Annotated in this window: 23 protein-coding genes and 1 riboswitch; of the genes, 11 read left to right on the plus strand and 12 right to left on the minus strand. The window is 62.9% G+C overall.

What is annotated here, in order from left to right; genetic code table 11:
• The first annotated feature begins 140 nt into the window (after positions 1–140).
• On the plus strand, positions 141–1073 hold the full coding sequence (gene thyA, locus FHS92_RS01055; protein WP_425506211.1) for a thymidylate synthase: 933 nt from the start codon (positions 141–143) through the stop codon (positions 1071–1073).
• Between the two features lie 4 nt (positions 1074–1077).
• Here thyA and FHS92_RS01060 read toward each other — a convergent pair whose 3' ends face one another.
• Positions 1078–2055 (minus strand): 50S ribosomal protein L11 methyltransferase, encoded by a 978-nt coding sequence (locus FHS92_RS01060; RefSeq protein WP_184076708.1) that lies wholly within the window; start codon positions 2053–2055, stop codon positions 1078–1080.
• A gap of 52 nt (positions 2056–2107) precedes the next feature.
• On the minus strand, positions 2108–3412 hold the full coding sequence (locus tag FHS92_RS01065; RefSeq protein WP_184076710.1) for a methyl-accepting chemotaxis protein: 1305 nt from the start codon (positions 3410–3412) through the stop codon (positions 2108–2110).
• A gap of 245 nt (positions 3413–3657) precedes the next feature.
• Here FHS92_RS01065 and sdhC point away from each other — a divergent pair, with 245 nt between their 5' ends.
• The 3 genes from sdhC to sdhA are packed head-to-tail and all read left to right on the plus strand — an operon-like array spanning position 3658 to position 6256.
• Positions 3658–4065 carry a succinate dehydrogenase, cytochrome b556 subunit gene (gene sdhC, locus FHS92_RS01070; protein ID WP_184076712.1) on the plus strand — a complete coding sequence of 136 codons (408 nt, stop codon included), beginning with the start codon at positions 3658–3660 and terminating at the stop codon, positions 4063–4065.
• A complete protein-coding gene (sdhD, locus tag FHS92_RS01075) occupies positions 4065–4457 on the plus strand; it encodes a succinate dehydrogenase, hydrophobic membrane anchor protein (protein ID WP_184076714.1) in 393 nt (130 codons plus the stop codon). Before sdhC ends, sdhD begins: the two co-directional genes overlap by 1 nt.
• The gene (gene sdhA, locus FHS92_RS01080; protein ID WP_184076716.1) at positions 4454–6256 is read left to right on the plus strand and encodes a succinate dehydrogenase flavoprotein subunit; all 1803 of its coding nucleotides are present in this window, start codon (positions 4454–4456) and stop codon (positions 6254–6256) included. The genes sdhD and sdhA overlap by 4 nt, the downstream gene beginning before the upstream one ends.
• A gap of 59 nt (positions 6257–6315) precedes the next feature.
• On the opposite strand, the gene FHS92_RS01085 is transcribed toward sdhA, so the two are convergent.
• Both FHS92_RS01085 and ypfJ read right to left on the minus strand, forming a co-directional pair.
• Complete coding sequence (locus FHS92_RS01085) at positions 6316–6966, minus strand: DJ-1/PfpI family protein (protein ID WP_184076718.1); 651 nt, start codon at positions 6964–6966, stop codon at positions 6316–6318.
• 18 nt (positions 6967–6984) lie between these two features.
• Positions 6985–7869 carry a KPN_02809 family neutral zinc metallopeptidase gene (gene ypfJ, locus FHS92_RS01090; protein ID WP_184076720.1) on the minus strand — a complete coding sequence of 295 codons (885 nt, stop codon included), beginning with the start codon at positions 7867–7869 and terminating at the stop codon, positions 6985–6987.
• Positions 7870–8021: 152 nt separating this feature from the next.
• Here ypfJ and FHS92_RS01095 point away from each other — a divergent pair, with 152 nt between their 5' ends.
• From FHS92_RS01095 to FHS92_RS01120, 6 genes are all read left to right on the plus strand, one after another.
• Entirely contained in the window at positions 8022–9197 is a 1176-nt protein-coding gene (locus FHS92_RS01095) for a patatin-like phospholipase family protein (protein WP_184076722.1), read from the plus strand.
• The gene (locus FHS92_RS01100; RefSeq protein WP_184076724.1) at positions 9194–9979 is read left to right on the plus strand and encodes a 3-hydroxybutyrate dehydrogenase; all 786 of its coding nucleotides are present in this window, start codon (positions 9194–9196) and stop codon (positions 9977–9979) included. Before FHS92_RS01095 ends, FHS92_RS01100 begins: the two co-directional genes overlap by 4 nt.
• Before the next feature lie 103 nt (positions 9980–10082).
• Positions 10083–10718, plus strand: a complete 636-nt coding sequence (locus FHS92_RS01105) for a protein-L-isoaspartate O-methyltransferase family protein (protein WP_184076726.1) — start codon at positions 10083–10085, stop codon at positions 10716–10718.
• 43 nt (positions 10719–10761) lie between these two features.
• Entirely contained in the window at positions 10762–12225 is a 1464-nt protein-coding gene (locus FHS92_RS01110; RefSeq protein WP_184076728.1) for a TolC family outer membrane protein, read from the plus strand.
• Between the two features lie 22 nt (positions 12226–12247).
• Positions 12248–12823: a DUF2497 domain-containing protein gene (locus FHS92_RS01115; protein ID WP_184076730.1), complete on the plus strand. Its 576-nt coding sequence runs from the start codon at positions 12248–12250 to the stop codon at positions 12821–12823.
• 75 nt (positions 12824–12898) lie between these two features.
• The gene (locus FHS92_RS01120; protein ID WP_184076732.1) at positions 12899–15658 is read left to right on the plus strand and encodes a valine--tRNA ligase; all 2760 of its coding nucleotides are present in this window, start codon (positions 12899–12901) and stop codon (positions 15656–15658) included.
• 12 nt (positions 15659–15670) lie between these two features.
• Here the strand turns inward: FHS92_RS01120 and chrA are convergent, their stop codons facing one another.
• Complete coding sequence (gene chrA, locus FHS92_RS01125; protein WP_184076734.1) at positions 15671–16990, minus strand: chromate efflux transporter; 1320 nt, start codon at positions 16988–16990, stop codon at positions 15671–15673.
• 123 nt (positions 16991–17113) lie between these two features.
• Here chrA and FHS92_RS01130 point away from each other — a divergent pair, with 123 nt between their 5' ends.
• Positions 17114–18037, plus strand: a complete 924-nt coding sequence (locus FHS92_RS01130) for a class I SAM-dependent methyltransferase (protein WP_184076736.1) — start codon at positions 17114–17116, stop codon at positions 18035–18037.
• Between the two features lie 6 nt (positions 18038–18043).
• Here the strand turns inward: FHS92_RS01130 and FHS92_RS01135 are convergent, their stop codons facing one another.
• The 7 genes from FHS92_RS01135 to FHS92_RS01165 form a co-directional block, all read right to left on the minus strand.
• Positions 18044–18817, minus strand: a complete 774-nt coding sequence (locus FHS92_RS01135; protein ID WP_184076738.1) for an ABC transporter ATP-binding protein — start codon at positions 18815–18817, stop codon at positions 18044–18046.
• A complete protein-coding gene (locus tag FHS92_RS01140; RefSeq protein ID WP_184076740.1) occupies positions 18817–19788 on the minus strand; it encodes a FecCD family ABC transporter permease in 972 nt (323 codons plus the stop codon). The genes FHS92_RS01135 and FHS92_RS01140 overlap by 1 nt, the downstream gene beginning before the upstream one ends.
• Positions 19785–20651: an ABC transporter substrate-binding protein gene (locus tag FHS92_RS01145; RefSeq protein ID WP_184076742.1), complete on the minus strand. Its 867-nt coding sequence runs from the start codon at positions 20649–20651 to the stop codon at positions 19785–19787. The genes FHS92_RS01140 and FHS92_RS01145 overlap by 4 nt, the downstream gene beginning before the upstream one ends.
• A 65-nt stretch (positions 20652–20716) precedes the next feature.
• Positions 20717–22648, minus strand: a complete 1932-nt coding sequence (locus FHS92_RS01150; protein ID WP_184076744.1) for a TonB-dependent receptor plug domain-containing protein — start codon at positions 22646–22648, stop codon at positions 20717–20719.
• 135 nt (positions 22649–22783) lie between these two features.
• A riboswitch (cobalamin riboswitch) is annotated at positions 22784–22981 on the minus strand.
• 153 nt (positions 22982–23134) lie between these two features.
• Complete coding sequence (locus FHS92_RS01155) at positions 23135–23914, minus strand: phosphoadenylyl-sulfate reductase (RefSeq protein WP_184076746.1); 780 nt, start codon at positions 23912–23914, stop codon at positions 23135–23137.
• A complete protein-coding gene (locus FHS92_RS01160) occupies positions 23907–24347 on the minus strand; it encodes a DUF934 domain-containing protein (RefSeq protein ID WP_184076748.1) in 441 nt (146 codons plus the stop codon). Before FHS92_RS01160 ends, FHS92_RS01155 begins: the two co-directional genes overlap by 8 nt.
• Positions 24340–25971 carry a nitrite/sulfite reductase gene (locus FHS92_RS01165; RefSeq protein WP_184076750.1) on the minus strand — a complete coding sequence of 544 codons (1632 nt, stop codon included), beginning with the start codon at positions 25969–25971 and terminating at the stop codon, positions 24340–24342. Before FHS92_RS01165 ends, FHS92_RS01160 begins: the two co-directional genes overlap by 8 nt.

Genomic DNA, 25971 nt, shown 5'->3' on the forward strand with positions numbered 1-25971 from the left:
TTCCTGATCCGTTTCGAACCCTCCTTCCCTCCGAAATGGAGGAAGTTGCGACGTGAGGAGGACAGCAAGCCCCGACCCCATGGATTTCCCGATCTATGCGGGCTAGACCGTGCCCACCGTTATACAGGAATCCAGGCATCGTGACCGTAACTCCCCATTATGAGCAGCAATATCTCGACCTGATGCGGCGCATTTGGGAGGAGGGGGACGAGCGGATCGACCGGACGGGGGTTGGCACGCGCTCGGTCTTCGGGGCGACCATGCGATTCTCGCTGGCCGACGAGGCCGTGCCGCTGCTGACCACCAAGCGCATCTATTGGAAGGTCGCCGCGCGGGAGATGCTGTGGTTCCTGTCGGGCAACACCAACATTCGGCCGCTGGTGGAGCAGGGTGTGCATATCTGGACCGACTGGCCGCTCGACAACTATCGGCGCGAGACGGGCGAGGCGATTGATCGTGATGCGTTCGAGCAGCGGATTATAAACGATAACGCATTCGCCGCGCGATGGGGTGACCTTGGCCCGGTCTATGGTGCGCAATGGGTCGACTGGCCACGCTATGAGCCGGTGGAGGGGGGGCTGTTTCGGCGGGCGGAGCGGGGGCACAACCAGATTGCTGACCTCGTTGCAATGATCCGCAGCAATCCGGGATCACGCCGCCTGCTGTTCACGGGATGGAACGTGGCGGAACTCGCCGGGATGGCGTTGCCGCCCTGTCACATGACCTATCAGTTTCACGTAGCCGATGGACGCCTGTCTGGTCTTCTGTTTCAACGCAGTTGCGATCTGGGGCTCGGCTTTGCCTTCAACATCTTTGCTTTGGCGATGATTACCCGGATGCTCGCGCAGCAGTGTGATCTGGAGCCGGGTGAGGCGATCTGGAATGGTGGGGATGTTCACCTCTATCTGAACCATGCGGACCTTGTTGAAACGCAACTTGCACGTACGCCGTCCGGCGCGCCCAGGCTGAAGCTCACCCGTCGGCCGGAGAGCATGTTCGATTACCGGATCGAGGACTTCGCCGTGGTCGATTATGCGCCACAAAGCCATGTTGCCGCGCCGGTCGCGGTATAGGCGTCTACCAGCTTCCGAAACCCGGCGCTTCGCCGACATCCTCCGCTGCCCAGCGACGTGGACGTTTCCAGCCGATCGTCGGGCGCTTGCGCAAGCGCAGGGTAGGCCATTGTCCGTTATCGATTCGGTCGGCCAGCCGCATGCCCTGCCGACGGTAGGCAGCGATCACGCGATCGGCCTGCGTGTCGAGCAGCCCGGCAAGAATCAACGTGCCGCCTTCCTCCAACACCGCGCAGAGCGATGGTGCAAGTTCGATCAGCGGCCCTGCCAGGATGTTGGCGATGAGCAGATCATAGCGCGCGCGTGTCTGGATGACGGCATGGTCGACACCTGCCGCCTGCACGACCCGCAGCCTGCCGAGGCCCGGTCCCAGGCGGACATGATTGATTGCGGCATTTTCCGCCGCGATTTCGACGGACGCCGGGTCAATGTCCGATGCCGTGGCATAGGCCTGCGGCCACAGGTGCATGGCCGCGAAGGCTAGGATGCCTGTCCCGGTTCCCACATCGGCGATATTGCCAAAGCGCGCGCCGGTGCGTCGGCAGCAATCGATCATCGCGAGGCAACCGCTCGTGGTTTCGTGCTGGCCGGTGCCGAACGCCCGCCCGGCGCCGATCAGAAACGGGATGTAACCCGGCGTTATCGGGTCATGCAGGCTGTTGCGCACATGAAAACGGCCAGCGATCACGGGCGCCAGTCCTTCCTGACTGATTTTCACCCAGTCTTCGTCGGGAAGCTTCTCAAGGACGTGAGGCTGGTGCTCGCTGCTGGGAACTAGATGCCGCACCATCGCGATCGTCCGGGCGTTCGGCTTGCCATCGAAATAGGCGTCCAATTGCCACTGTTGGGGATCGTCTTCGACCACCTCGCTGGTCATCAGCACCGGCGGGTTAGGAAGATCCGCTAGCGGTCCCATATCCTCGCTCAGTGTTTCGGCTTCTGCTCGGGTGCAGGGGAGGGTCAGTTTCCAGCTCTGGCTCATGGCGCCTCCATCCCACGGGACTGGGGAGGCGTCAACCGCACGGAAGCGAGTGTCAGGCTACCTTGCGCGCGAATTCGGCCGATGCGGTGCTGAGTGTACGCAGCTTGTCTTCGACGTTGCGGAAGCCCTGTTCCAGATGGTCGATCTCTGACGCCACAACCTCTGTATCCTTGCGGATTGTCGCGACGGTGGATGACATGGAGTGGGCAGCCTGCGCCGTTTCGTCGACGGCGGCGGTGATCATCGTGACGGTCTGCGCCTGCTGATCCATGGCGGAGAGGATGCGGTCCGCCGCGTCCTTGACCTCGTTCACGGTGTCCTGAATGCGATGGTTGGTGTCGAGAGACTGGCGCGTGGACGTCTGGATCGCGATAATCTTGCTTGCAATGTCGTCGGTCGCGCGGGCCGTCTGGCTGGCGAGCGACTTGACCTCCTGCGCGACGACCGCGAAGCCACGGCCTGCGTCTCCGGCCCGCGCTGCCTCGATCGTCGCGTTGAGGGCGAGGAGGTTGGTTTGCCCCGCGATATCGCGGATCAGGCCGAGAATCGATTCGATCGCCTGCGCATTGTCCGACAGCGTAACGGACATGCTGACCGCATCCCCGGCCTGACCGGCGGCGCGCTGGGCGACCGCGGCGGCGCTATCGACCTGCGTGCGGGTGTCGTCAATCGCCCGGATCAGCCCCGCCGAGATGTGCGCTGCTTCCCGCATGGCAAGGGCGGACTGTTCTGCTGCCGCAGCGACTTCGGATACCTTGTCCAGCATGCCGCGCGTTGCGGTCGACGCGTCCTTCGCCTGTTCCCTCAGGCTTTCGCCGAGGCGCGAAGCATCGGAGACTTCTGTGGCGATGTGCTGCTCGAAAAGCGATGTGGTTTGCTTGCGGTTCTGCTCGTCATTGACGGCGATGCGTTCTGCAACCGTGGACCAGATGAGCTCGGACTCGACCATGCCGACGTGAAGCATCGTATGCACCATGCTTCGACGGAGATCCTCGTTTTCTCCGGTCTTTTCCCACAGGATACCCGTTATGAAGTCGTTTGCCTCCGTAACGGCGATCAGCAGGGCGCGCACAGGGATGTTGTGCTTGTGCATGTGTGCGACACAGTCGCGGATCGTCTTTCCCCAGCCTTCGCCGCCGAAATCGGTCATACGCTGGACGAGGAAGGTCCGATATTCCTTTTTGAGTGTGGCGAGCGCCTGCTCGCTAAGGATGCTTTTCAGATTTCCGTGCAAAACATACGCATCGAAAAAATGCTCTGTGGCGACGTCGTAATCGTTGGTGAGCAGGACACTGAGCGCACGGACATCGTCAGCGAGCCGGTTCTCCAGGTCGAATTGCGCCAAGCGTTCTTTCATCGTAGCATCTGCCTTTAAACCGAGCATGACTGACATCGCTGTTCCTGCGCCTCGTCGTTCGCGTTTCGCGTTGTTCACCGGGGATGATAAAGGAACGGGGTTAATCTTTGGTGATTTTTTACTGCACATATCCGCCCTTGCGCGATAACAACCGTGGCAGGTTTTCCGCCATTTCATTGTTTGCGCCGCGGTAAAGCCCGCGCTAAAGGGGTCCGATTCAGATCGTTCAGGGGAATTGACACCGCATGGCAAGCGCATCGAACGGGCCGCGTAGCCGCCCATTGTCGCCGCATCTTTCCATCTGGAAATGGGGGCCGCACATGGCCATTTCCATCTTGCACCGGGTCACCGGTGACGGAATGGCGATCGTCGGTGCAGCCAGCGTTGTCTGGTGGCTCGTCGCGGCTGCCAGCGGCAAGGAAGCGTACGACTCGTTCCTGGGCCATGCCACTTCCTGGTATGGCTATGTTGTGATGATCGGCCTGACCTGGGCGTTTTTCCAGCACCTGTTCTCGGGCCTTCGTCACCTCGTGCTCGATGTCGGCGCGGGCTATGAGCTTAAAACGAACAAGAGCTGGTCTTTGCTGATCCCGGTGGCGGCTATCGCGGTAACGGCGATGATCTGGTTCTCCATTCTGGCGGGGAAAATCTGATGGGTAACGGTACGAACATTGGCCGCGTCCGGGGTCTTGGCTCGGCAAAGTCGGGTACCCATCACTGGCTGCTTCAGCGTTTCACGGCGGCGGGTAACATCCTGCTGGTGCTATGGATGATCATCAGCATCCTGCGCATGCCCGGCCTCGATTACGAAAGCGTGCGGACGTGGCTGTCCGCGCCGCTGGTCGCTGTGCCGATGATGCTGATGCTGATCAGTGTGTTCTGGCACCTGCGCCTTGGTCTGCAGGTGATGATCGAGGATTATGTGCATGAAGACGGCCTGAAGTTCGGCGTGTTCGTGCTTCTCAACTTCTACGCGATTGGCGGGGCCGCGCTCGGCATCTTCGCCATCGCCAAGATTGCATTCACGGGGGCTCCGGCAGCATGAGCGACGCTTACAAGATCATCGATCACACCTATGACGCCGTGGTCGTGGGCGCGGGCGGATCGGGCCTGCGCGCGACCATGGGGATCGCCGAAAGCGGCCTCAAGACCGCCTGCATCACCAAGGTTTTCCCGACGCGCAGCCACACGGTCGCCGCACAGGGCGGCATTGCGGCTTCGCTGGGCAACAACTCGCCCGATCACTGGTCCTGGCACATGTACGACACCGTCAAGGGATCGGACTGGCTGGGCGATCAGGACGCGATCGAATATCTGGTGCGTGAAGCTCCGGCGGCGGTATACGAGCTGGAACATGCGGGCCTGCCGTTCAGCCGCAACGACGACGGCACCATCTATCAGCGCCCGTTCGGCGGGCACATGCAGAACATGGGCGCCGGTCCGCCGGTACAGCGCACCTGCGCCGCGGCCGACCGCACCGGCCACGCGATGCTCCATTCGCTTTACCAGCAGTCGCTGAAATATGCCGCTGATTTCTTTGTCGAATATTTCGCGCTCGACCTCATCATGGAAAATGGCGAATGCCGGGGTGTAATTGCGCTGTGCATGGAGGACGGATCAATCCATCGCTTCCGCGCGCATAATGTCGTGCTGGCAACCGGCGGATCGGGCCGCTGCTATTTCTCGGCGACGTCGGCGCACACCTGCACGGGCGACGGCAACGCGATGGTGCTGCGCGCGGGCCTGCCGCTGCAGGACATGGAGTTCGTCCAGTTCCACCCGACAGGCATCTACGGCGCGGGGGTGCTCATCACCGAGGGCGCACGCGGCGAGGGCGGTTACCTCACCAACGCCCAAGGCGAGCGCTTCATGGAGCGCTATGCGCCGTCCGCGAAGGATCTCGCCAGCCGCGACGTGGTGTCGCGCTCGATGGCGATGGAAATCCGCGAAGGACGCGGCGTCGGCAAGGATGGGGACCATATCTTCCTCCATCTCGACCATATTGATCCGAAGATCCTGGCCGAACGCCTGCCCGGCATTACCGAAACCGGCAAGGTGTTTGCCAATGTCGACCTGACGCGTCAGCCGCTGCCGGTGGTGCCGACCGTCCATTATAACATGGGTGGCATCCCGACCAATTATCATGGTGAGGTCGTGACGCTGAAGGACGGGAACCCGGATACGGTCGTCCCCGGCCTGTTCGCCGTGGGTGAAGCGGCGTGTGTGTCCGTCCATGGCGCGAACCGCCTTGGCTCGAACTCGCTCATCGATCTCGTGGTGTTCGGCCGCGCGACGGGCAAGCGGATTGCCGACATCACGAAGGCTGGGACCGCGCACAAGGCGTTGCCGAGCGACAGCGCCGACCTGTCGCTCGCCCGGCTCGATCATTTCCGCAACGCAAAGGGCGGATCGCCGACCGCGAAGATCCGGCTCGACATGCAGAAGACGATGCAGAAGCACGCCGCCGTGTTCCGCGACGACAAGCTGCTGTCCGAGGGCGTCGAGAAGATGAAGCAGGTCTATGCCAGCATGTCCGATATCGCCGTGACGGATCGCTCGCTGATCTGGAACACCGATCTGGTCGAAACGCTGGAGCTCGACAACCTCGTCAGCCAGGCCTGCTGCATCATCGAGGGCGCATACAACCGCAAGGAAAGCCGCGGCGCCCACATGCACGAGGATTATCCCGATCGCGACGACGCGAACTGGATGAAGCACACGATCAGCTGGTTCGACGGCTGGGGCGGCAAGGGCGGCACCGTCACGCTCGATACCCGCCCGGTCCACGAATATACGCTGACCGACGAGATCGAGTATATCAAGCCGAAGGCGCGGGTTTACTGAGATTGGTGTGAAATTGAACGAAAGGGCGGGCCGGAAGGTCCGCCTTTTTTGCTGGTAACTTACGAAAGGCCCGCGCGCGGGTCAGCCGAGTCGGCTAGCGTTTCTGTGTCGGCAGTAAGATAGGGCTTAACGGCAGTCACTGCCTGCTCAACGTAGTGCGTTTTTTGACCAACCGGCGCGACGTAATAGATCGCATTCTCCGCGTCGCTGGGCGATGCACCGCGCGCTATCACCCAAAACGCGAGGTACTGGGATGCGAGGCACCCGCCAGCAGTCGCAACGTTTCCATGGGCTACAAAGGGCGTGTCGATCACATTCACACCCGCCTCAATAACCCATGGTTTGGTCGTCAGATCGGTGCATGCCGGCAGATCACCGATCAATCCAAGCCTCGCGAGCAAGAGTGTGCCAGAGCATTGTGCACCAATAATTTGGCGCGACGGGTCCAAGTTAATTTGCGACATTAACTCGGCGTCCGTGGCAATAGCGCGCGTATTTATACCGCTCCCAATTAATACGGCATCGGCTTCGTTGGCGAATGCCAAGGGCTTCTGCCGTTCGACGGTAACGCCGTTCATCGATGTGACCCGCGCCGTTGGCGATGTGATATGCGCTGACCAACCAAACGGTTTCATCCGGTTCAGAATCGTTGCGGCAATGAATGAGTCGAGTTCGTTAAAGCCATCAAAAGTTAAAACTGCGATCTGCATGACTCAGCCTTTTACCGATCAGACTCCAGAAAACGTGTCGCACTGCGCCGGGTCGCCCGTGTCCAGCCCGCGCTTCAGCCACTTCATGCGTTCTTCGCTGCTGCCATGGGTGAAGCTGTCGGGCATAGGGGTTCGGCCCGCGTCGCGCTGGAGTGTGTCATCGCCGATGGCATGTGCGGCAGTCATGCCTTCTTCCAGATCGCCAGGCTCCATTCGGCCGGTCGCCTTCGCCCACACGCCTGCATAGCAGTCTGCCTGCAACTCCACGCGCACCTGCAGGGCATTGCCTTCCTTTTCGCTCACCTGCCGCTGCTGCGCATTGACTTTGCCCAGCGTGCCTTCGAGATCCTGAATATGATGCCCGACCTCATGCGCAATGACATAGGCCTGCGCGAAGTCGCCGGGCGATCCGAAGCGTTGGGTCAGTTCGTCGAAAAAGGTCGTGTCGAGATAGACCTTGCGATCGTTGGGGCAGTAGAACGGTCCCATGGCCGATTGCGCGGCGCCACATCCCGACATGCCGTTCTGGGTGTAGAAGACGAGCGTCGTCGGCTCATACCGCTGTCCGCTCTGCGCGAAGACATTGCCCCAGACATCCTCGGTGGATTTCAGCACTTTCAGGGACCAGTGCTGGACCGGCGTCAACTGGCTGGCGTCGGTTGAGCCGGGGGCGACCTGCTGCCCGCCGCCGCTTCCCCCGCTCACCAGCGAACCGAGGTTCAGCCCGCCGCCCATGACCGCGAACAGGACCAGCACGACGGCGATGCCGCCGCATCCGAATCGGCTGCCAATCATCGGCAGGAGGAATCCCAGCAGATTACCGCCGCCTCCAAAGCCCCCGCCGCCGGAATGGCCGCTTTGCACCTCGAAATTCGAGCTTTCCGGTTCGTCGTCGAGGCGCATCGGCTTCCTTTCTTCACAGATGGGCACTGTTCTAACCCGACGAAACGCGCGTGGCAAAGAAAGGTGACGCGAGCGGGAGATCAGGAGAATTTTGTGCACCGTGGCGTATATGCCTTGGCGATCGCCCTGAGTGTCCTATATTGCAGTGCACCATGGATATGCAGCCACAACCAGTTCGTCGGGCGAGCCGTGCCGCCATGCCGCTGCCCGATCAGGTTGCGCTGCTGCTGCAGGGCGGTGGAGCGCTCGGGTCCTATCAGGCGGGCGTCTATGAGCGGCTTGCGGCGCTGGGCATTACGATCGACTGGGTGGCGGGCATCTCGATCGGGGCCGTCAACGCCGCACTGATTGCAGGCAATCCGCCCGAGCGCCGGGTCGAGCGCTTGCGCGCCTTTTGGGATCAGGTATCCGAAGGGCTCCTGAACGGCTGGCTTCCCGATAACGACCATATCCGCGAGGCATCACACATTGCCTCCGCTGCCGCGGTGGCGATGGGCGGCGTCCCCGGGTTCTTTCGTCCGCATTTGTGGCCCAGTTTCTGGTCTGCGCCCGGGAGTGCCGAGGCGACCAGCCTCTACGACACCACGCCGCTACGGGACACGCTCAATGCGCTGATCGACTGGGATCTGCTCAACGACGGACCCGTGCGGCTGTCGGTCGGGGCGGTCAATGTGCGCAACGGCAATTTTGCGTATTTCGATACACACGAAAAGCACGGCAAGCGCCTGGACGCGCGGCATATCATGGCGTCGGGCGCGTTGCCGCCCGGACTTCCGGCCGTGGAGATCGACGGAGACTATTATTGGGACGGCGGACTGGTGTCGAACACGCCGCTTGCTCATGTGATCGATCATCGCAGCGGAGACCTGCTCGCGTTTCAGGTCGACCTGTTTCCCGCCGAAGGGCCGCTGCCCCAGCAGCTCAGCGATGTGTATAATCGCGCCAAAGATATCCAGTACAGCAGCCGCACCCGTCAGGTCACCGACACCTATCTGCGCCTGCAACGTTATCGAGAGGCGATGGGCAAGGTGCTCGACAAGTTACCGCCCGAAATGGCTGACGATCCCGATGTGCAGAGTGCGCGGGCCATGGCGGACTGCGGATCGGCGAATATCGTCCATCTGATCTATCGCACGCGCGAGTGGGAAGGGGGCGCCCGCGACTTCGAGTTCTCACGCGCAACGATGCAGGACCATTGGGAACAGGGCAAGAGCGCCATTGACGGCGTCATGCACAAGGGTGACCTGATCGCCCGCAATATCCTGAGCGGTCGCAGCGCCGCGTTCGATCTTGACGCCCCCGATCACCTGAAGGAGAAGCCCGTATGACGCTCACAGGCAAAACTGCCCTCATCACCGGTTCGACGTCGGGCATCGGCCTTGCCTACGCTAAAGCGCTGGCGGGCGAAGGCGCGAACGTGGTCATCAACGGTTTTGGCGACGCGACGGCGATCGAAGCGGAGCGGGTCGCATTGGAACAGGCGAGCGGCGCGAAGGCGCTCTACAGCGGTCATGACCTGACCAAGACGGACGAGATCGAGGCAATGATGAAGCAGGCAGCCGATGCGTTCGGCGGCGTCGACATTCTCATCAATAATGCCGGAGTACAGCATGTCGCCCCGATCGAGGAGTTTCCCGTCGACAAGTGGAACCTCATCATCGCACTCAACCTTAATTCGGCGTTTCACACATCCCGGCTCGCCGTTCCCTATATGAAGCAGAAGAAATGGGGCAGGATCATCCAGACGGCGTCGGCCCACTCGCTCACCGCCTCGCCCTTCAAGAGCGCCTATGTGACGGCCAAGCACGGTCTTGCGGGACTGACAAAGACGATTGCGCTGGAGACGGCGACTTTTGGCATCACGGCCAACTGCATCTCTCCCGGCTATGTGTGGACGCCGCTGGTCGAGGGGCAGATCCCCGACACGATGAAAGCGCGGAACATGACCCGCGAGCAGGTGATGAACGACGTGCTGCTCGCCAGCCAGCCGACCAAGCAGTTCGTCACGGTCGAGCAGGTCGCGGCGACCGCCTTGTTTCTCTGTTCAGACGCCGCGGCGAACATTACCGGCGCAAATATTTCGGTGGATGGCGGCTGGACGGCGCAGTGACAGTACGCCTGATGCAGGGCCGATCGCAAAACGCGCTTGGTCTTGCCCGCGTCCTGCATTAGAGGCGGTGCGATCCGGATGATGGATTAAAAGGGAGGCTCGATTGGGCGACACGGATTTTGCGGCAATGCGGTCGGCGATGGTGGACAGCCAGCTGCGGACCAGCGACGTCAACGATCCGGCCGTCATCGCCGCCATGGGCAGTGTCGCGCGCGAGGACTTCGTGCCGAACGAGCGGCGGGCGTCGGCCTATATCGACCGCCCCGTGTCGCTGGGCAACGGGCGGGCGCTCAATCCACCGCTCGCGACCGGACGTTTGCTGACCGAGGCGCAGATCAATCCCGGGGACAAGGTGCTGCTGATCGGCGGCGCGTCCGGCTATTGTGCGGCGGTCCTGGCCGAAATGGGCGCGCAGGTCACGAGCGTGGAATCGGATACCTCGCTTGGTGCCAAAGCACGTGCGGGTGTTACCACCATTAGCGGACCGCTCGAAAAGGGCGCGGCCAAAGGGGTGCCTTATGATGTGCTCATCATCGACGGAGCGATCGAGGAAATACCGGCAGCGCTGGCCGCGCAGTTGGCCGATGATGCGCGGATCTGCGTCGGTATCGTCGAGAACAATGTGACGCGCCTGTGCGTTGGCCGGAAAGCGGGTGGCGTGATCGGTCTCGCGCGGCGGGCGGACATCGACATGGTCGTGCTGCCGGGCTTCGTCCGGCCGAAAGCCTTCACATTCTGAAGCAGGGAGCGATCCCCGCGGGTTTCTTCGTTTCCAAGGTAACATGATGCGCAAGGCAAACGGATTTCACAAGGCAGCTGGGGTCGCGATGGCCGTGACGCTGCTGGCGGGCGCTCCGGCCAGCGCGGAAACACTGCGCGAGGCGCTTGCCAAGGCGTATCGCACTAATCCATTGCTTACGGGCGCGCGGGCGCAACAGCGGGCGATCGACGAGAATGTCGCGATCGAGAAGGCGGATGGGCGGCCGAACGCCGGGGCCAATGGTGAATATGCCGAATTGCTCGACCGCCCGAGTGTTTTTACGCCACGACGGAGTGTAAGCGCGTCCAGCACGATTAACGTGCCGCTCTATTCGGGTGGAGCGGTCCGCAACGCCGTTAATGCCGCAAAACTGCGGGTAGAGGCTGGCCAGCAGGACCTGCGCGGTACGGAAGCATCGGTCTTCACGCGCGTCGTCGCTGCTTATCTCGACGTCATCCGTGATCAGGAAATTGTCGTGTTCAACCTCGACAACGTGAACGCGCTGGGCGTCAACCTTCAGGCGAGCAGCGACCGGTTTGAGGTCGGCGATCTGACCCGCACGGACGTGGCGCAATCGCAATCGCGTCTCGCTATCGCGCGGGCCGATCTGGAAAACGCGCAGGCCAACCTGATCGCTTCACGGGAAAATTACATCGCGCTGGTCGGCAGTGCGCCGGAGAATCTGGAGACGCCGCCGCCGTTGCCCGGCCTTCCGGAAACACCCGAAGCAGCCGTAGCGGTCGCCCTCACCGACAATCCGGACATTCTGGCCGCGAAGAAGGCTCGCGATGCGGCCGCCTATGACGTGCGCGTCGCCAAGGCGCAGGTTTTGCCGCGCATCTCCGCCTTCACGCAGGGCAGCTATCAGGATTATCTGAACAGCGAACGCGGGATCGTGGTCGCGGCGCGTCCTTCCGGGTCCGTCAGCCAGGCCATCGTTGGAGCAAACATTACGATCCCGCTTTATCAGGGTGGACGGCCTGCGGCGCTCGCACGGCAGGGTACAGCCCGCGAAGCGCAAGCGATCGAGGGCGAAATCGCGACCGAACGGGACGTCATTGCGCAGACGCGTTCTGCGTTTGCCAGCCATCGCGCGTCCTTGCGGGCGATTGAATCCACCCGGTCGGCGATCGACTCCACATCGCTCTCGCTCGAAGGCGTGCGCGCGGAGAACAGTGCGGGCACCCGGACCATTCTCGACATTCTCGACGCGCAGCGTGAGGCGCTCAACGCCCGCGTTCAATATGCGGTCGCCCAACGTAACGCCTATGTCGCGGGCTTCTCGCTGCTCGCCGCCATGGGGCACGCCGAGGCGGACGATCTGGGGCTCGATGGCGGGCCGCTGTACGATCCCAATGTCAATTACAAGCGGGTCAGCGGCAAGTGGGTCGACTTTGATTTTGATGCCACGCCGCAACCGATTGCAACGAGAACCGTTGACTCGCCAGCGCAAACTGCCATTCTCCCGCAAAATCATGGGAATTAATGGTTAATACAAGGGTCGCAGGATGGGGGATATGAGCAAGGAACCGTCGATGGAAGAGATACTTTCGTCGATAAAGCGTATCATTGCGGAGGATGGCGATGATGCCGAAGCCGCCGTCGCACCCCGCGAACGGCGAGCGCGCAGCGCACGCGACTCGGGCAAGAAGGGGTCTGTGCAGGACAATCCGCCTTCGATGGTCGACGAAATTCTCGAGCTGACGAGCGAGGCAGCCGTTCCATATGATGCGGATGACAGCCTTCCCGAGATCGATCAGGATGTCGACGCGGAATTCGAAGCGTTGGAAACGGCCATGAGCCAAAACGCCCCGATCAAGCGGACCATCAAGTCCGAAACGGTTACCCAGCCGACGGCCGGGATTGTTTCACCAGCCAGCGAAAGCGCGGCTCGAGCATCGCTCGCTACACTCTCGCAAATGATCGTCAAGCCCGAACCGGAAGGCGGGGACAATACGCTCGAAGGCCTGGTGCGCGCTATGCTGCGTCCACTCCTCAAGGAATGGCTCGACGCCCATCTCCCGGAATTGGTCGAGGGTATGGTCGCCAAGGAAATTGCGCGCATTACCGGACGCGCGCTTTGATGGGTGACGGGCGGGGATAAGCCGTCCCCGCGCTTCGCATTTGACCTGTGCGGCACAGCCGTTAAAGGCTCGGCCATGACCGAGCTTCCCAAGACTTTTGATCCCGCCGCAATTGAGGCGAAATGGTACGCGCACTGGGAGAGGGAAGGGCTGTTCCGGCCCGAACGCCCGAGTGCTGCCCCCTATACCATCGTCAATCCGCCGCCGAACGTCACGGGCAGCCTGCATATCGGCCACGCTCTGGACAACACGCTGCAGGATATCATGATCCGCTATGAACGGCTGCGCGGCAAGGATGCGCTGTGGGTCGTCGGCACCGATCATGCGGGCATCGCCACGCAAATGGTTGTCGAGCGGCAGATGGCCGAGCGGCAAGACAGGCGCACGAACTACTCGCGCGAGCAGTTCATCGAGAAAGTGTGGGAATGGAAGCGTGAAAGCGGCGGCACGATCACCGGCCAGCTTCGCCGCCTCGGTTGCTCCATGGACTGGAGCCGGGAGCAGTTCACCATGGACCCGCATTTCTCCCGCGCGGTCACCAAGGTGTTCGTCGATCTCTACAATCGCGGGCTGCTCTACCGCGACAAGCGCCTCGTCAACTGGGATCCGGGTCTCAAGACGGCGATTTCGGATCTGGAGGTCGAAACCCGCGAGGTTCAGGGCAAGTTCTGGCACTTCCGTTATCCGCTGGCCGACGGTGTGAGGCTGGATGACGGACGCGATTACATCGTCGTCGCGACCACACGCCCGGAAACGATGCTCGCGGACATGGCGGTGGCGGTGAACGGCGCGGATCCGCGCTATGCCTCGGTCGTGGGCAAGTTCGTCGAGCTGCCCATCACCGGACGGCGTATCCCGATCGTCGCGGACGACCATGCCGACCCGGAACTTGGGTCAGGCGCTGTTAAGATCACGCCGGGGCATGATTTCAACGACTTCGAAGTCGGCAAGCGCGCGGGGATCGCGCCCGCGGACATGCTCAACATGCTCGATGCCGACGCAAAGGTCGTGCAGACGGCGGACGGCCTGATCCCGGCGGATTACCTCGGTCTTGATCGCTTCGATGCGCGCGCGAAAGTCGTGGACGCGATGCGTGTGCTCGACCGGCTCGATTTTGCGATGGTCACGGTCGAGGGCGAGGATGGCCCGGAAACCCGCAAGCAGGAGAAGATCGAGGACCGCGTCATCCAGACGCCTTATGGTGACCGCTCCGGCGTCGTCATCGAGCCGTGGCTGACCGACCAATGGTATGTCGACGCCGCGACGCTGGCCAAGCCCGCGATGGAGGTCGTTCGCTCCGGCGCCGTCGAGATCGTGCCCAAGAACTGGGAAAAAACCTTTTTCAACTGGATGGAGAATATCCAGCCCTGGTGCGTCAGCCGCCAGTTGTGGTGGGGGCACCGGATCCCGGTTTGGTATGACACCGATGGAAACGTCTTCGTCGCCGAAACCGAAGAAGCAGCGCGGGCGCTCGCGGGCGAAAGGGCTTTGACCCGCGACGAAGATGTCCTCGACACCTGGTTCTCCTCCGCCCTCTGGCCTTTCGCCACGCTGGGCTGGCCGGAGGACCACATCTCCACCGTTCGTGCCGAGCGAACGGGTGAGGGGACATCCCTCCTCGCCAAGCACTACCCCAACGACCTGCTCATTTCCGGCTTCGACATCCTGTTCTTCTGGGATGCGCGGATGCTGATGCAGGGCATCGAGTTCATGGGCGAGCATGGCGCGAAGCCGCTGGACCAGAGCGTCCCGTGGCGCAAGCTTTACCTCCACGGCCTCGTGCGCGCGGCGGACGGGGCAAAGATGTCCAAGTCCAAGGGCAATGTCGTTGATCCGCTCGGCCTGATCGACCGCTATGGCGCGGATGCGCTGCGTTTCTTCATGAGCGCGATGGAAAGCCAGGGCCGCGACATCAAGATGGATGACAGGCGGGTCGAGGGCTATCGCAACTTCGCGACCAAGCTGTGGAACGCGACCCGCTTCGCCATGAGCAACGGCATCGGCGCTTCGGTAACGCACGAAGCGCCGTCTGCCACGCTTGCCGTCAACCGCTGGATCATTGGCGAAGTGGCCGAAACCGTCGCCGCGCTGGACAAGGCGCTTGCCGACCTGCGCTTCGACGCGGCGGCCAATGCCATCTACGCGTTTGTGTGGAACAGTTTCTGCGACTGGTATCTCGAACTGATCAAGGGCGCGATTGACGATGAGACCAAGGCCGTTGCGGGCTGGGTGCTCGACCAGATCCTCGTGATGCTCCACCCGTTCATGCCGTTCATTACGGAAGAATTGTGGCATGCGCTCGGCAAGCGGGACAATGACCTGATCGTCGCGCGCTGGCCCGAGGCCGATGTGGCGGTGGATACGACCGCGAAAGCGGAGATCGAATGGCTGATCGACGTCGTCAGCCAGATCCGGGCCGCGCGGGCGGAACTCAACATCGCGCCGGGGGCAAAGCTTGCTGTGCACGTGCGCGACGCGAAACCTGCGACGCGCGACCGCATCGACCGTCTTAAGCCCGCGGTGTCGCGCCTTGCGCGCATCGAAGGTTGGTCGTTCGATCCTGCGCCCACCGGAGGATCGGCGCAGGTCGTGGTGGATGAAGCAACATATGTCCTCCCTCTCGAAGGCATCATCGACATCGCCGCTGAAAAGGCGCGTTTGACCAAGGCGATGGAGGCTGCCACCAAGGAAGCGAAATCGCTGGAAGGGCGCCTCAACAACCCCGCCTTTGTCGAGAAAGCCAAGCCCGAGGCGGTCGAAAAGGCGCGGGCCGACCATGCGGAGAAATCTGCCGAAGCGACGCGGCTTGCGGCGGCGCTGGAACGGCTGGGATAAGCCTGGGACGAATCAGGCGACGCTGCGCAATACCAGCCCGCAGGCTGCACATACGCCCAGAACCGCCCAAACCGGCCAGCGCGCCCGGAACAGCAGCACCGCGCCCAGCAGCGCCAGCCCGGCAGCGCGCCAGTCCAGGCTGGCCCATTCCGGTATCGACAGATGCAGCGGACCGGAGCGCACCTCCGCAACCCGCGTGAAGAGCACATGCAGCGCGAACCACAGGCTCAGGTTTGCGATGACACCCACGACCGCCGCTGTAAGCGCCGCGAGGCCGCTCTGCAGCCAGCGCACATTCTCCAAACGCTCCATCCACGGCGCGAAGGTGAAGATCCACAGGAAGCATGGCACAAACGTCATCCAGGTCGTAAGGGCGGCGCCGATGATTCCGGCGAGTAGCGGCGAAAAGGGCTCCGGCGCGCGCCAGGCGGCGATCGTGCCGACGAACTGCGTCACCATGATCAGCGGGCCGGGCGTGGTCTCCGCAAGTCCAAGCCCGTCGGCCATCTCGCGCGCGCCAAGCCAGCCATGCACCTGCACCGCTTGTTGCGCCATGTAGCTAAGGACCGCATAGGCGCCGCCGAACGTCACCACGGCGAGCTTTGCGAAGAACGCGCCGATGTTCCACAGCACATGATCGGGGCCGAGCACGAGCAGGATGACGAGCATCGGCGCACCCCAAAGCACCAGCCCGGTCGCCAGGGTGCGCAGCGTCAGACTGATCCCGGCCGCTAGTGGTCGCCGCTCTGGTGCGTCGGGTCCGGGCATGTGCCTCCCCAGCGCGTGCGGCCAGAGCCGCGCTGCAAATATGCCCACTACGCCAGCACCCAGCACGATCACCGGGAAGGGCAGGGCAAAGAAAAACAGTGCAGCGAATGAAGCGCAGGCAAGCACGCGCTTGAGAGCAGTGTCGAGCGCCCGCCGCGCAATGCGTAGCAGGGCTTGCACGACGACGGCGAGCACCGCCACCTTGATGCCGAGGAACAGGGCCGCGACCCAGGCCTGGCCCGTTGCCATGGCGTAGAACAGTGAGAGCAGCAGCATGACCAGTGCGCCGGGGATCACGAACAGCAACCCTGCCGCCAGCCCGCCAGCGACGCCATGCAGGCGCCAGCCGATCCAGGTGGCGAGCTGTTGTGCTTCCGGCCCGGGAAGAAGATGGCAGAAATTGAGCGCGCGCAGATAGGCGCTTTCCTCGATCCAGCGGCGATCCTCGACGATCTCGCGGTGCATCAGGCCGATCTGTCCTGCCGGTCCGCCAAAGCTGAGGCAACCAATGCGGGCGAACACCACCAGCAATTCGCGGAAGGTGGGCGGCGGGCTGCTCTCCATCGTGATTCCTCGCTTGCTTGGCAGACATACCGGGATTGGACGCTGCGCGGCGCTTTGCAAGGAATTTGTGAGACACGCACCGCTGTTGCAAAATCTTAAAGGGCGGGCTGCTATGGGGCGGCAATGAACGCCCCTGCCGCTTCCCGATCCACGCACCCGGCGCGCCCGTCGCTGCGCGGGCGGCTGTGTGCGTCATTGTGCCGACCGATGCTCAAGCGTCCGGTCGCGGCAGAGACAGCGGCGATCAACGATTATCAGGTATGGCGTAACGCGTCGCTCGCGCAAAGCTGGGCGCGTTTTTCCGATGCCGATGTCGACCGGCGCGATGTGCTCGATTTCGGTTGCGGCAACGGCCCTCTGTCGCTGTTCCTCGCGGCGACGCGCGACCCGGAAAGCATCACCGGCGTCGATCTTTATGTGGAGGCGATCGAACGGGCGCGCGCCGCGCTTGCCGTCATGGAGCCACAACCCGCCGTCCCCGTCCGTTTTATCGTGGGCGGCGCGGACGGCATGCCGCTCGCGGAAGCCGCCTATGATACAATCCTTGCGTTCGACTGTCTGGAGCACGTCATGGAGCCGCAGGCGATCCTTGGCGAATGGGCGCGTGTGCTGCGGCCCGGCGGCAAGGTGCTGATCGAGTGGTTTCCCTTTCGCGGCCCGTTCGGCCCGCATATGGATGCGCTGATCCCCCTGCCATGGGCGCATGTGCTCTTCGGCGAACGGGCGTTGTTTGAGGCGTGCGAGGCGCTGTACGATGATCCGGCGTTCCAGCCGCGCCATTGGGATCTCGACGCGCGGGGCGAGAAGCTGCCCAACAAATGGCGACAATGGCGAAGCTTTTCAGAGCAGGGCTATGTCAACGAGCTGACCACGGCGCAGTTTCGCGCAATGGCGGCAAAAGTCGGCTTCCGCTTCATCCGGTTCGAGCGGCACGGCCTGTTCAGCAGCCGCCCTTCTCTGGGCCGGTTCACGCGCGTGCTGGCGCGGATCCCGTGGCTGGGAGAATATCTTACCAGCCACGTCATCGTCGAGCTGCAGAAGAACTGAGCGCGGCTAATCCGCGCGACCGATGGGCGTCAGGATCGGCCGTCCGTCCGGCCCCGTATCGACATGCACCCGGACCCGGAAAACGTCGCCGAACAGGTCCGGCGTCAGGACGGCATCGGGAGGTCCGGCGGCGGCCACTTGTCCCTGATCGATGACAATGACTTGGTCGGCGATCCGCGCGGCTTGCGTGAGATCATGGAGGACCATGACCACGCCGACACCGCTCGCCGCGACATCGCGCAGGCAAGCCATGGCGTCGATCTGGTGGACCGGATCGAGGTTTGCGAGGGGTTCGTCGGCGAGCAGCCATTCCGGTTCTCCCGCTAGAACGCGCGCCAGCAACACGCGGCCCTGCTCTCCGCCGGAAAGCTGCTGCGCCGGACGGTGGGCGAGATGGACACAGTCTGTGCGTGCCATTGCCTGATCGATGGCCGCCTCGTCCGTCGCGTCCGGTCCCCAGCGGCCCTGATGTGGCAGTCTGCCCAGCGCCACCAGCGAGCGCGCCTCGATGTTCCAGTGGATATCCGCCTTCTGGTCAAGAAGCCCGATCCGCCGCGCCCGGTCACGGTGCGTCAGGCTGCCCAGCGATGCGTTGCCGAGCCGCACATCACCGCTTGAGGGGATGTGGAGGCCCGCGAGACACGACAGCAGGGTCGATTTCCCCGCGCCATTGGGACCGATGATGACGGACACCGTGCCGCGTTCCATACGCAGTGACACATCGCGCAGGATTGTTCGCCCGCGCCGCGTGAAAGTGAGATGCTCGGCCCGCAGGTCCATCACGCGATGTCCCGCCGCATCTTGTAGAGCAGCGCCAGGAAGAAGGGCGTCCCCAGCGCTGACATCGCGATGCCGAGCCGCACTTCCGACGCGCTCGGCAGGATCCGCACCGCGCTATCGGCCAGAATGACGAGCAGTGCCCCGGCAAATGCCGAAGGGACCAGCAGCGCCGAGGGCCGGTTGCAGACCAGCGGGCGCACCAGATGCGGCACGACCAGTCCCACAAATCCAATAATGCCGGTAATCGCCACGGATGCCCCGACCGTCAGGCCGACGCCAGCCAGCATTAGCCACTGCAGGTGACGCAGGTCGATACCAAGCGAGCGCGCCGTGGTCTCACCCAGCGTGAGCGCGTCGAGGCTGCGCCCGGCCCATAGCAGCGCCACCATCCCCAGCGCCATCGGTAGGATGGCGATGCGCACATCGTCCCAGCTCCGGTCAACCAAAGCACCCATCAGCCATGTCACGATCTCGGAGGACGCAAAGGGCGTGGGAGCAAGGCTGATGAGCAGGCTGGTGAGCGCGCCGGTCAGGCTGGAGAGGATCACGCCCGAAAGGGTGAACAGCGTCAGGCTCCCCGATCGCCCCGCCAGCAGGGATAGCGCGCCCATGCCACCCGCCGCGCCGATGAGCGCGAAGAAGGGAAGGATCAGCGGCGAGGCCACATAACCGAAATAGAGCGATGCCACCGCGCCCAGCGCCGCGCTCGATGAGATACCGAACAGGCCCGGATCGGCGAGGGGATTTCGCAGATAGCCTTGCATCGCCGCCCCCGCCATGCCGAGGCTCGCCCCGACCAGCAGGCCGACACAAGCGCGGGGCAGGCGCAATTGCATGATAACAAGCGAAGAGAGATCGCCGCCCCACCAATGGTCGAAGGGTATCCAGTGCCGCCCTGCCATCAGCGACAGCAGCATCGCAAGGCCGGTCGCAACGGCCAGCGTCAGATTGAGCTTTACCGCGCGACTCATCCGGTCGTGTCCTGTACATTTCGGCGGATCGTTGCCAGGCGCGCCGCCGCTCGAATGATCACCGGACCCCCGCAATGAAGCAGGTTTGCCGGATAGTCCGCCGTGCGAATACGCTTGCCCGCCATGCGCAGCGCCGGGTGGTTCAGCATCCGGTTCGCGTCGGCATCGCCCAGGTCCATGGACGCCGTGCCGGAGAGCAGGACCGGGGGCGGACGGGTCAACAGATCTTCCAGCGGCAATATGTCCCATTGGTGCAGGCCCATGCGGGCGCTCTCATTGCTGAACCCCGTCCGCGTGAGCAGATCGTCGGCCAGTGTTCCGGTGCCCGGAACCAGTCCACTGCTCTGCCAAATCATCGCCGATATGGGTTTGCCTTCTGGCGGAGACGCGGCGGCGAGAGCGCGCGCGATAGCTGCATTCAGGCGTTCGCCCTGCGGCTTACGACCGATCCGCGCCGCAATCATGCTGATCTGGGCCTTGTCTTCCGCCACACTGGCCGGCACACCGAGCTGCATCAGAGGGATACCGAGACGCTTCAGCGCGGCGATTGTCTGAATGGAAACATGGCTGCCCGCGATGACCAGATCGGGACGCAGCGCTACAATATCCTCCGCCTCATCCGACACGGCCGAAAAGCGGCGCGCCTGATCGAGAGGGATCGATGTGGCGCGGGGATCCTGCGAATAATGGCTGATTCCGGCAATCGTCGCGGGATCGGCGATTTCCATCAGCACCGCGTCGACGCACGGGTTCATCGATACGATTCGCTGGGGCACGGCACGGTCCTGCTGCACGATCCGGTTCGTCCCTCGGCTGCCGCAACCGGCAAGCACAAAGGCGAGAAAGAGGAGGGCGAATCGCATCAGTCGGCAGTTCCCTGAAAAGGAGGCGGCGCGGCTCTCGAGGGTCGCGCCGCCCGATGCTTGCGTCAATAGCGCAGCCGCACACCCACATAGGCGGCGCGCCCCAGCGAGCCATAAAGCCGCGCCGTCTCATATTCACTGTCGAACAGATTTTCGACGCGACCGTAGACGTCCAGCTGTTGCGTCAACGGGAAGGAAGCGCGCAGGTCGACGAGCACATAGCCCTGTAACTTGCGGTTGTTCGCGACATCGTCAAAGCTCGCTCCGACATGGGTGATCGTCGCCCCGGTCGAAAGTCCGAACGGCCAGCGATAATCGATCGCGCTGTTGACCGAATGGCGCGGGCGGCGCTGCAGGTCGAGGCCGGTTGTCCGGTCTGTCGACGCAACGTAGCTGTAGTTCGATTGCAGGGTCAGGGCCTCGACCGGCTTCAGCGTGAGCGTCAGCTCCAGCCCGTGCGCTTTGGCCGCGCGGACATTGTCGTAAAAGCCGAACAGCACGCCAAAACCGGTGTTGACGCACAGCGGAGACGGATCGTTAAGTGCGTTGCAGAACGTGAAGTCGATGAGGTTGCGTGTCTTGCGATCGAACCACGTGGCACTCGCCACGATCGCGCCGTCCAGCGCCTGCTGCGTTACGCCCACGTCCCAGCTTTTCGATGTTTCCGGCCGCAGCGCCGTGTTGCCGTAAATACTGGAGAGTTGATAGAGCGACGGTGCCTTGAACCCTTCTCCATAGCTGGCGCGCAGGGTCGTCGATCCGCCGTTCGGGCTATACACGACATTTCCCGCGAAGCTCGTCTTGCCGCCGAAGTCGTTGTGGTGGTCATAACGCGCGCCGCCGGTGAGCGTCAGCCCCGCCGTTGGCGTGACGCTTAGCTGGCCATAAACACTCGTCAGGCGCGAACGGCCCGACACCCGGTCAGCACCGAAGCCAAAGTCCGACACATCGCGGAATGCCGACTCTTCGGTTTCCGCGCCAAACGTGGCGAGCACGCCCTGGGTCAGATCCGCGACACCCTGATATTCCCAGCGTTCATTGCGGCCGCGTGCATCATCCTGAAGCTTCGGCGTGCCTGCCGGGTCATAACTGTCGCGGTCGATACGGGTATAGGCATAGCCGAAACGGTTGCGGAATTTGCCGTCGAACAGCGCCACGTCGAGTCCGGAATATCCGACCAACTGCTTGTTCTTGGTGTATGCGTCCGTATCCCCAAACGCGAAGGGCGGAGTGGAGGCGAACCCGTCGATCTCCGCGCGGTCGTCCGTGTACCATCCGCGCAGGTCGACCGAAATCGCCTCGGACAAAGCGACAGAGACCTTGGCATTGGCGCCAAACTGGCGATAGCCGTCCTTCTCCCGGCCGCCGCGGTCTTCGTTGAAGGCAGAGACGCCGTCCGTCCGGTAATATCCGCCGCCCACGCTGGCCGATACGGGGCCGAACTTGCCCGACACGTTGCCGACCACATCGGCGGTGTTGCGGTAGCCATATTCGGCCCGCCCGGTGGCATGCACGTCCTCAGTGGGTTCTCGGGTGATCATGTTGACCACGCCGCCGATCGCCTGGCTGCCCCACAGGACGGATTGCGATCCGCGCACGATCTCGATCCGGTCGATATTGCCGATCAGCATGCGTCCGAAATCATAGCCCGCAGCGGTGGCGGACGGATCGTTGATTTTCACCCCGTCGATCAACGCCACCGTATGGTCCGCAGATGCACCGCGCAGAAACACGGAGGACAGGTTACCGACCCCTCCGTTGCGCGCGATGGTTGTTCCCGGCACGGTACGCAACAGATCGAGCACGACGGCGGTCTGCCGCTGCTCGATCTGTGCGGCGTCGATGACCGTGACGGACGACCCGACCTGCGAAAGCGGCTGCTCGGTGCGCCCGGCAGTGACCACGATGGCATCGCCCGCTCCGGCATCAGGCTCGGCGAAGGCGGGTGTGGACAAGGACGTAAGTGCTAAAGATGAAATCCAGAATAAAGTACGCATGGGAAATCCCCCTTTGATAACCATCAAAAGGATCGCGACGCCGACCGATGCTGTGTGCATTGTCCTTCGCCAACGACCCGTTCTGTCGTCACGCGAGGAAAGTCCCTCGTTCACCCGGTACACCCCGCCCGCGCGAAAGAACGACAGCGACAGGCAGGTCTCCTGGCTCTCGGGTTATCGTCGGCGCTCCACCTTCCCAGGCTGTTGGCCCAGTGGCATGAACGAGCGCAAACTCGCCGATTACAGTTGCGGGGGCAGCCCCGGATTACGGCAAAGCCGCTTCCGGGTTCCCTTTGAATCCCGTTTCCGGGAACCTGTTGCTGCGGCGCGCTATGGCGTGACAGGCAAGGTTTGGCAAGGGCGAAGAGCGGAGCGGGCTACGCTTCCTGGCTCCGTTCGGTTCGAGCGCAGTCGAGAACCAGGTGCGTAACCTGTCTCGACCGCGCTCGACACGAACAGTGATTGTGTGGGCGTAAGAACCCGCCTTCAGAATACCGGCATATTGGCCGGATCATCGGGATCCGCCTGTCCGGGCAGCGGCGTGTGGATACCACACTCCACCTTGTCCCATCCGCGCCAGCGGCCCGCGCGCGGGTCTTCACCGGGCATCACCTTGGAGGTGCACGGTTCGCAACCGATCGACAGATAGCCCTGCGCTTCCAGCGGATGGCGCGGCAAATCATATTCCGCGAAATAGGCTTCCAGATCATCCTTGGTCCAGTCGCCCAGCGGGTTGAGCTTCAAACGGCCGTCCTCGATCTCGAACCGGGGCAGGTTTTGGCGTGTCTGCGACTGAAACGCCTTGCGCCCTGAAATCCAGGTATCCAGCCCCTGCTTGGCACGGGCCAGTGGCTCGACCTTGCGGATCTCGCAGCAGCCGTCCGGGTCGAACGACCAGCGCAGGCCATTGGCATCCTTTGCCGCAATGACGTCGGCGAGCGGCGTGACCACTTCGCTGTGCGTGATGCCGAACGCCTTGATGAGCGTTTCGCGATAGGCCAGCGTTTCGGGAAACATCTTGAGCGTGTCCACGAAGATCACCGGCACGTTCCGGTCCGCCTGGGCGACCAGATGCAGCAGCACGGCGCTCTCCGTACCGAACGACGAGACCACCGCGACCCGGCCCAGCGTTCTTTCGCGGAACAGGGCGCGCAGCATCGTGGGCGTGTCGACACCTTCAAACCGCGCATTCAGGGCATCGGCCTGCTCCTGCGTGAAGACGGGACGGGCATCAATGATGTCGCGTGTGCGAATGGCTTCACCCATGAGCGGCCTCGGGGTGCCGCTTCGCCCAGACGGGCACACGGCCATCGACGGTCTTCTGATAGACGTCATCGTAGAGGGTCAGCATCCGGTCCATCACCGCGCGGTCAATGGGCGCGTTGGGCGCGAGCGTATCGAATCCTACGCGGCGCATTGCCGGAACCTGATCGACCAGCACATCGCCGGATGCGCGCAGTTCGCCGGTGTAGCCAGCTTCCCGCAGGATGCGTGCGGAGGAATAGCCGCGCCCGTCGCCAAAGGCGGGGAAGCTCACCTCGATCAGGGCGATCCGGTCCAGCTGCGGCAGGAGTGCGCGCGCGTCTTCGCCCGGCTCGATCCGCACGGCCGTCGCATTTGACGCACCCAGAAACGCTTCGAGCGATACCGGCACTTCGGACGCGGGCGCGTCCTCGCGAAAGTTCACAATCTCACCCATAAATCACCTCCTTGAACGGAGCCATGCCCAGACGGCGGTAGGTATCGAGGAACCGTTCGTCCCCCTCACGTTGCGCGAGATAAAGGTCGGTCACCTTTTCGATCGCATCGACGATACCGTTTTCATCAAAGCCGGGGCCGGTGATCGTACCGAGCGACGCATCCTCCGCGCCCGATCCGCCGAGCAGCAGCTGGTAATTCTCCGTGCCCTTCCGGTCGACGCCCAATATGCCGATGTGCCCGGCATGATGGTGGCCGCAGGCATTGATGCAGCCCGAAATCTTCAGCTTCAGCTCGCCGATCGTCTTCTCCTTGCCGCTGTCCGTGAAGCGCTTGGCGATCTTCTGCGCGACCGGGATCGAGCGCGCATTGGCAAGACTGCAATAATCGAGGCCGGGGCAGGCAATGATATCGGTAATGAGGTCGAGGTTCGCCGGAGCGAGCCCCGCCGCGTCCAGCTCGGTCCACAGCGCCTTCAGATCCGCCGTCTTTACATAGGGCAGCACAATGTTTTGCGCATGGGTCACGCGCAGTTCGTTGAGCGAATAGCGTTCGGCGAGGTCGGCCATCAACTCGATCTGATCGGCCGACGCATCGCCGGGGATACCGCCTACGGGTTTCAGGCTGATGTTCACGATCGAATAGCCGGGTTGCTTATGGGCGGCGACATTCTGGTCGACCCACAGGGCGAAGTCCGGGTCCGAACGGTCGATGGTATCCGACAGTCCGGTTTCGTAGGCCGGATCGGCAAAATGCGCGCGAATGCGTGCCAGTTCCTCGACGGGAGGATCGAGCTTGAGCGCCTTCATCTGCGCAAACTCTTCCTCGACCTGACGGCGATATTCGTCGGCGCCCAGTTCGTGGACAAGGATCTTGATCCGCGCCTTGTACTTGTTGTCGCGGCGGCCATAGCGGTTGTAGACGCGCAGGCATGCCTCGACATAGGAAATGATCTCGTCCTCAGTCACGAAGTCGCGTATTTCCGGGGCGACCATCGGCGTGCGGCCCATGCCGCCACCGACGAACACCCGCGCGCCGACCACACCGTCGCGCTCGACCAGTTCCAGCCCGATGTCGTGCAGGCGCATCGCCGCACGGTCTTGCGTGGACGCGATCACCGCGATCTTGAACTTGCGCGGCAGATAGCTGAATTCCGGGTGGAAGCTCGACCATTGGCGCAGCAGCTCGGCCCAGGGACGGGGATCGGTTATTTCGTCGGCGGCCACACCGGCATATTGGTCGGCGGAGATGTTGCGGATGCAATTACCGCTGGTCTGGATGGCGTGCATCTCGACCGTCGCCAGATCGGCGAGGATGTCGGCCGCGTCCTCCAGCTTGATCCAGTTATACTGGATGTTCTGCCGGGTGGTAAAATGCCCATAGCCCTTGTCATATTTGCGCGCGATGGACCCGAGCATCCGCATCTGCGGGCCGGACAGTGTGCCATAGGGCACCGCGACGCGCAGCATATAGGCGTGAAGCTGCAGATAGAGGCCGTTCGTCAGGCGGAGCGGCTTGAACTGATCCTCGGTCAGTTCCCCAGCAAGGCGACGGCGCGCCTGATCACGGAATTCCTCGACACGGGCGTTTACGATCGCCTGATCGAATTTGTCATAGCTATACAT

The sequence above is a fragment of the Sphingobium subterraneum genome, from assembly GCF_014199435.1.
In the GTDB taxonomy this organism is placed as follows: domain Bacteria; phylum Pseudomonadota; class Alphaproteobacteria; order Sphingomonadales; family Sphingomonadaceae; genus Sphingobium; species Sphingobium subterraneum.

Bases quoted from the DNA above. Each gene is read 5' to 3' on its own strand.
- sdhD (WP_184076714.1), top strand. From the start codon at position 4,065: ATGGGTAACGGTACGAACATTGGCCGCGTCCGGGGTCTTGGCTCGGCA.
- FHS92_RS01130 (WP_184076736.1), top strand. From the start codon at position 17,114: ATGAACGCCCCTGCCGCTTCCCGATCCACGCACCCGGCGCGCCCGTCG.
- FHS92_RS01085 (WP_184076718.1), bottom strand. From the start codon at position 6,966: ATGCAGATCGCAGTTTTAACTTTTGATGGCTTTAACGAACTCGACTCA.
- FHS92_RS01120 (WP_184076732.1), top strand. From the start codon at position 12,899: ATGACCGAGCTTCCCAAGACTTTTGATCCCGCCGCAATTGAGGCGAAA.
- FHS92_RS01140 (WP_184076740.1), bottom strand. From the start codon at position 19,788: ATGAGTCGCGCGGTAAAGCTCAATCTGACGCTGGCCGTTGCGACCGGC.
- FHS92_RS01160 (WP_184076748.1), bottom strand. From the start codon at position 24,347: ATGGGTGAGATTGTGAACTTTCGCGAGGACGCGCCCGCGTCCGAAGTG.
- FHS92_RS01065 (WP_184076710.1), bottom strand. From the start codon at position 3,412: ATGAAAGAACGCTTGGCGCAATTCGACCTGGAGAACCGGCTCGCTGAC.
- FHS92_RS01135 (WP_184076738.1), bottom strand. From the start codon at position 18,817: ATGGACCTGCGGGCCGAGCATCTCACTTTCACGCGGCGCGGGCGAACA.
- chrA (WP_184076734.1), bottom strand. From the start codon at position 16,990: ATGGAGAGCAGCCCGCCGCCCACCTTCCGCGAATTGCTGGTGGTGTTC.
- FHS92_RS01150 (WP_184076744.1), bottom strand. From the start codon at position 22,648: ATGCGTACTTTATTCTGGATTTCATCTTTAGCACTTACGTCCTTGTCC.
- ypfJ (WP_184076720.1), bottom strand. From the start codon at position 7,869: ATGCGCCTCGACGACGAACCGGAAAGCTCGAATTTCGAGGTGCAAAGC.
- FHS92_RS01100 (WP_184076724.1), top strand. From the start codon at position 9,194: ATGACGCTCACAGGCAAAACTGCCCTCATCACCGGTTCGACGTCGGGC.
- FHS92_RS01115 (WP_184076730.1), top strand. From the start codon at position 12,248: ATGGGGGATATGAGCAAGGAACCGTCGATGGAAGAGATACTTTCGTCG.
- FHS92_RS01110 (WP_184076728.1), top strand. From the start codon at position 10,762: ATGATGCGCAAGGCAAACGGATTTCACAAGGCAGCTGGGGTCGCGATG.
- FHS92_RS01095 (WP_184076722.1), top strand. From the start codon at position 8,022: ATGGATATGCAGCCACAACCAGTTCGTCGGGCGAGCCGTGCCGCCATG.
- sdhA (WP_184076716.1), top strand. From the start codon at position 4,454: ATGAGCGACGCTTACAAGATCATCGATCACACCTATGACGCCGTGGTC.
- FHS92_RS01060 (WP_184076708.1), bottom strand. From the start codon at position 2,055: ATGAGCCAGAGCTGGAAACTGACCCTCCCCTGCACCCGAGCAGAAGCC.
- FHS92_RS01145 (WP_184076742.1), bottom strand. From the start codon at position 20,651: ATGCGATTCGCCCTCCTCTTTCTCGCCTTTGTGCTTGCCGGTTGCGGC.
- FHS92_RS01155 (WP_184076746.1), bottom strand. From the start codon at position 23,914: ATGGGTGAAGCCATTCGCACACGCGACATCATTGATGCCCGTCCCGTC.
- FHS92_RS01165 (WP_184076750.1), bottom strand. From the start codon at position 25,971: ATGTATAGCTATGACAAATTCGATCAGGCGATCGTAAACGCCCGTGTC.
- sdhC (WP_184076712.1), top strand. From the start codon at position 3,658: ATGGCAAGCGCATCGAACGGGCCGCGTAGCCGCCCATTGTCGCCGCAT.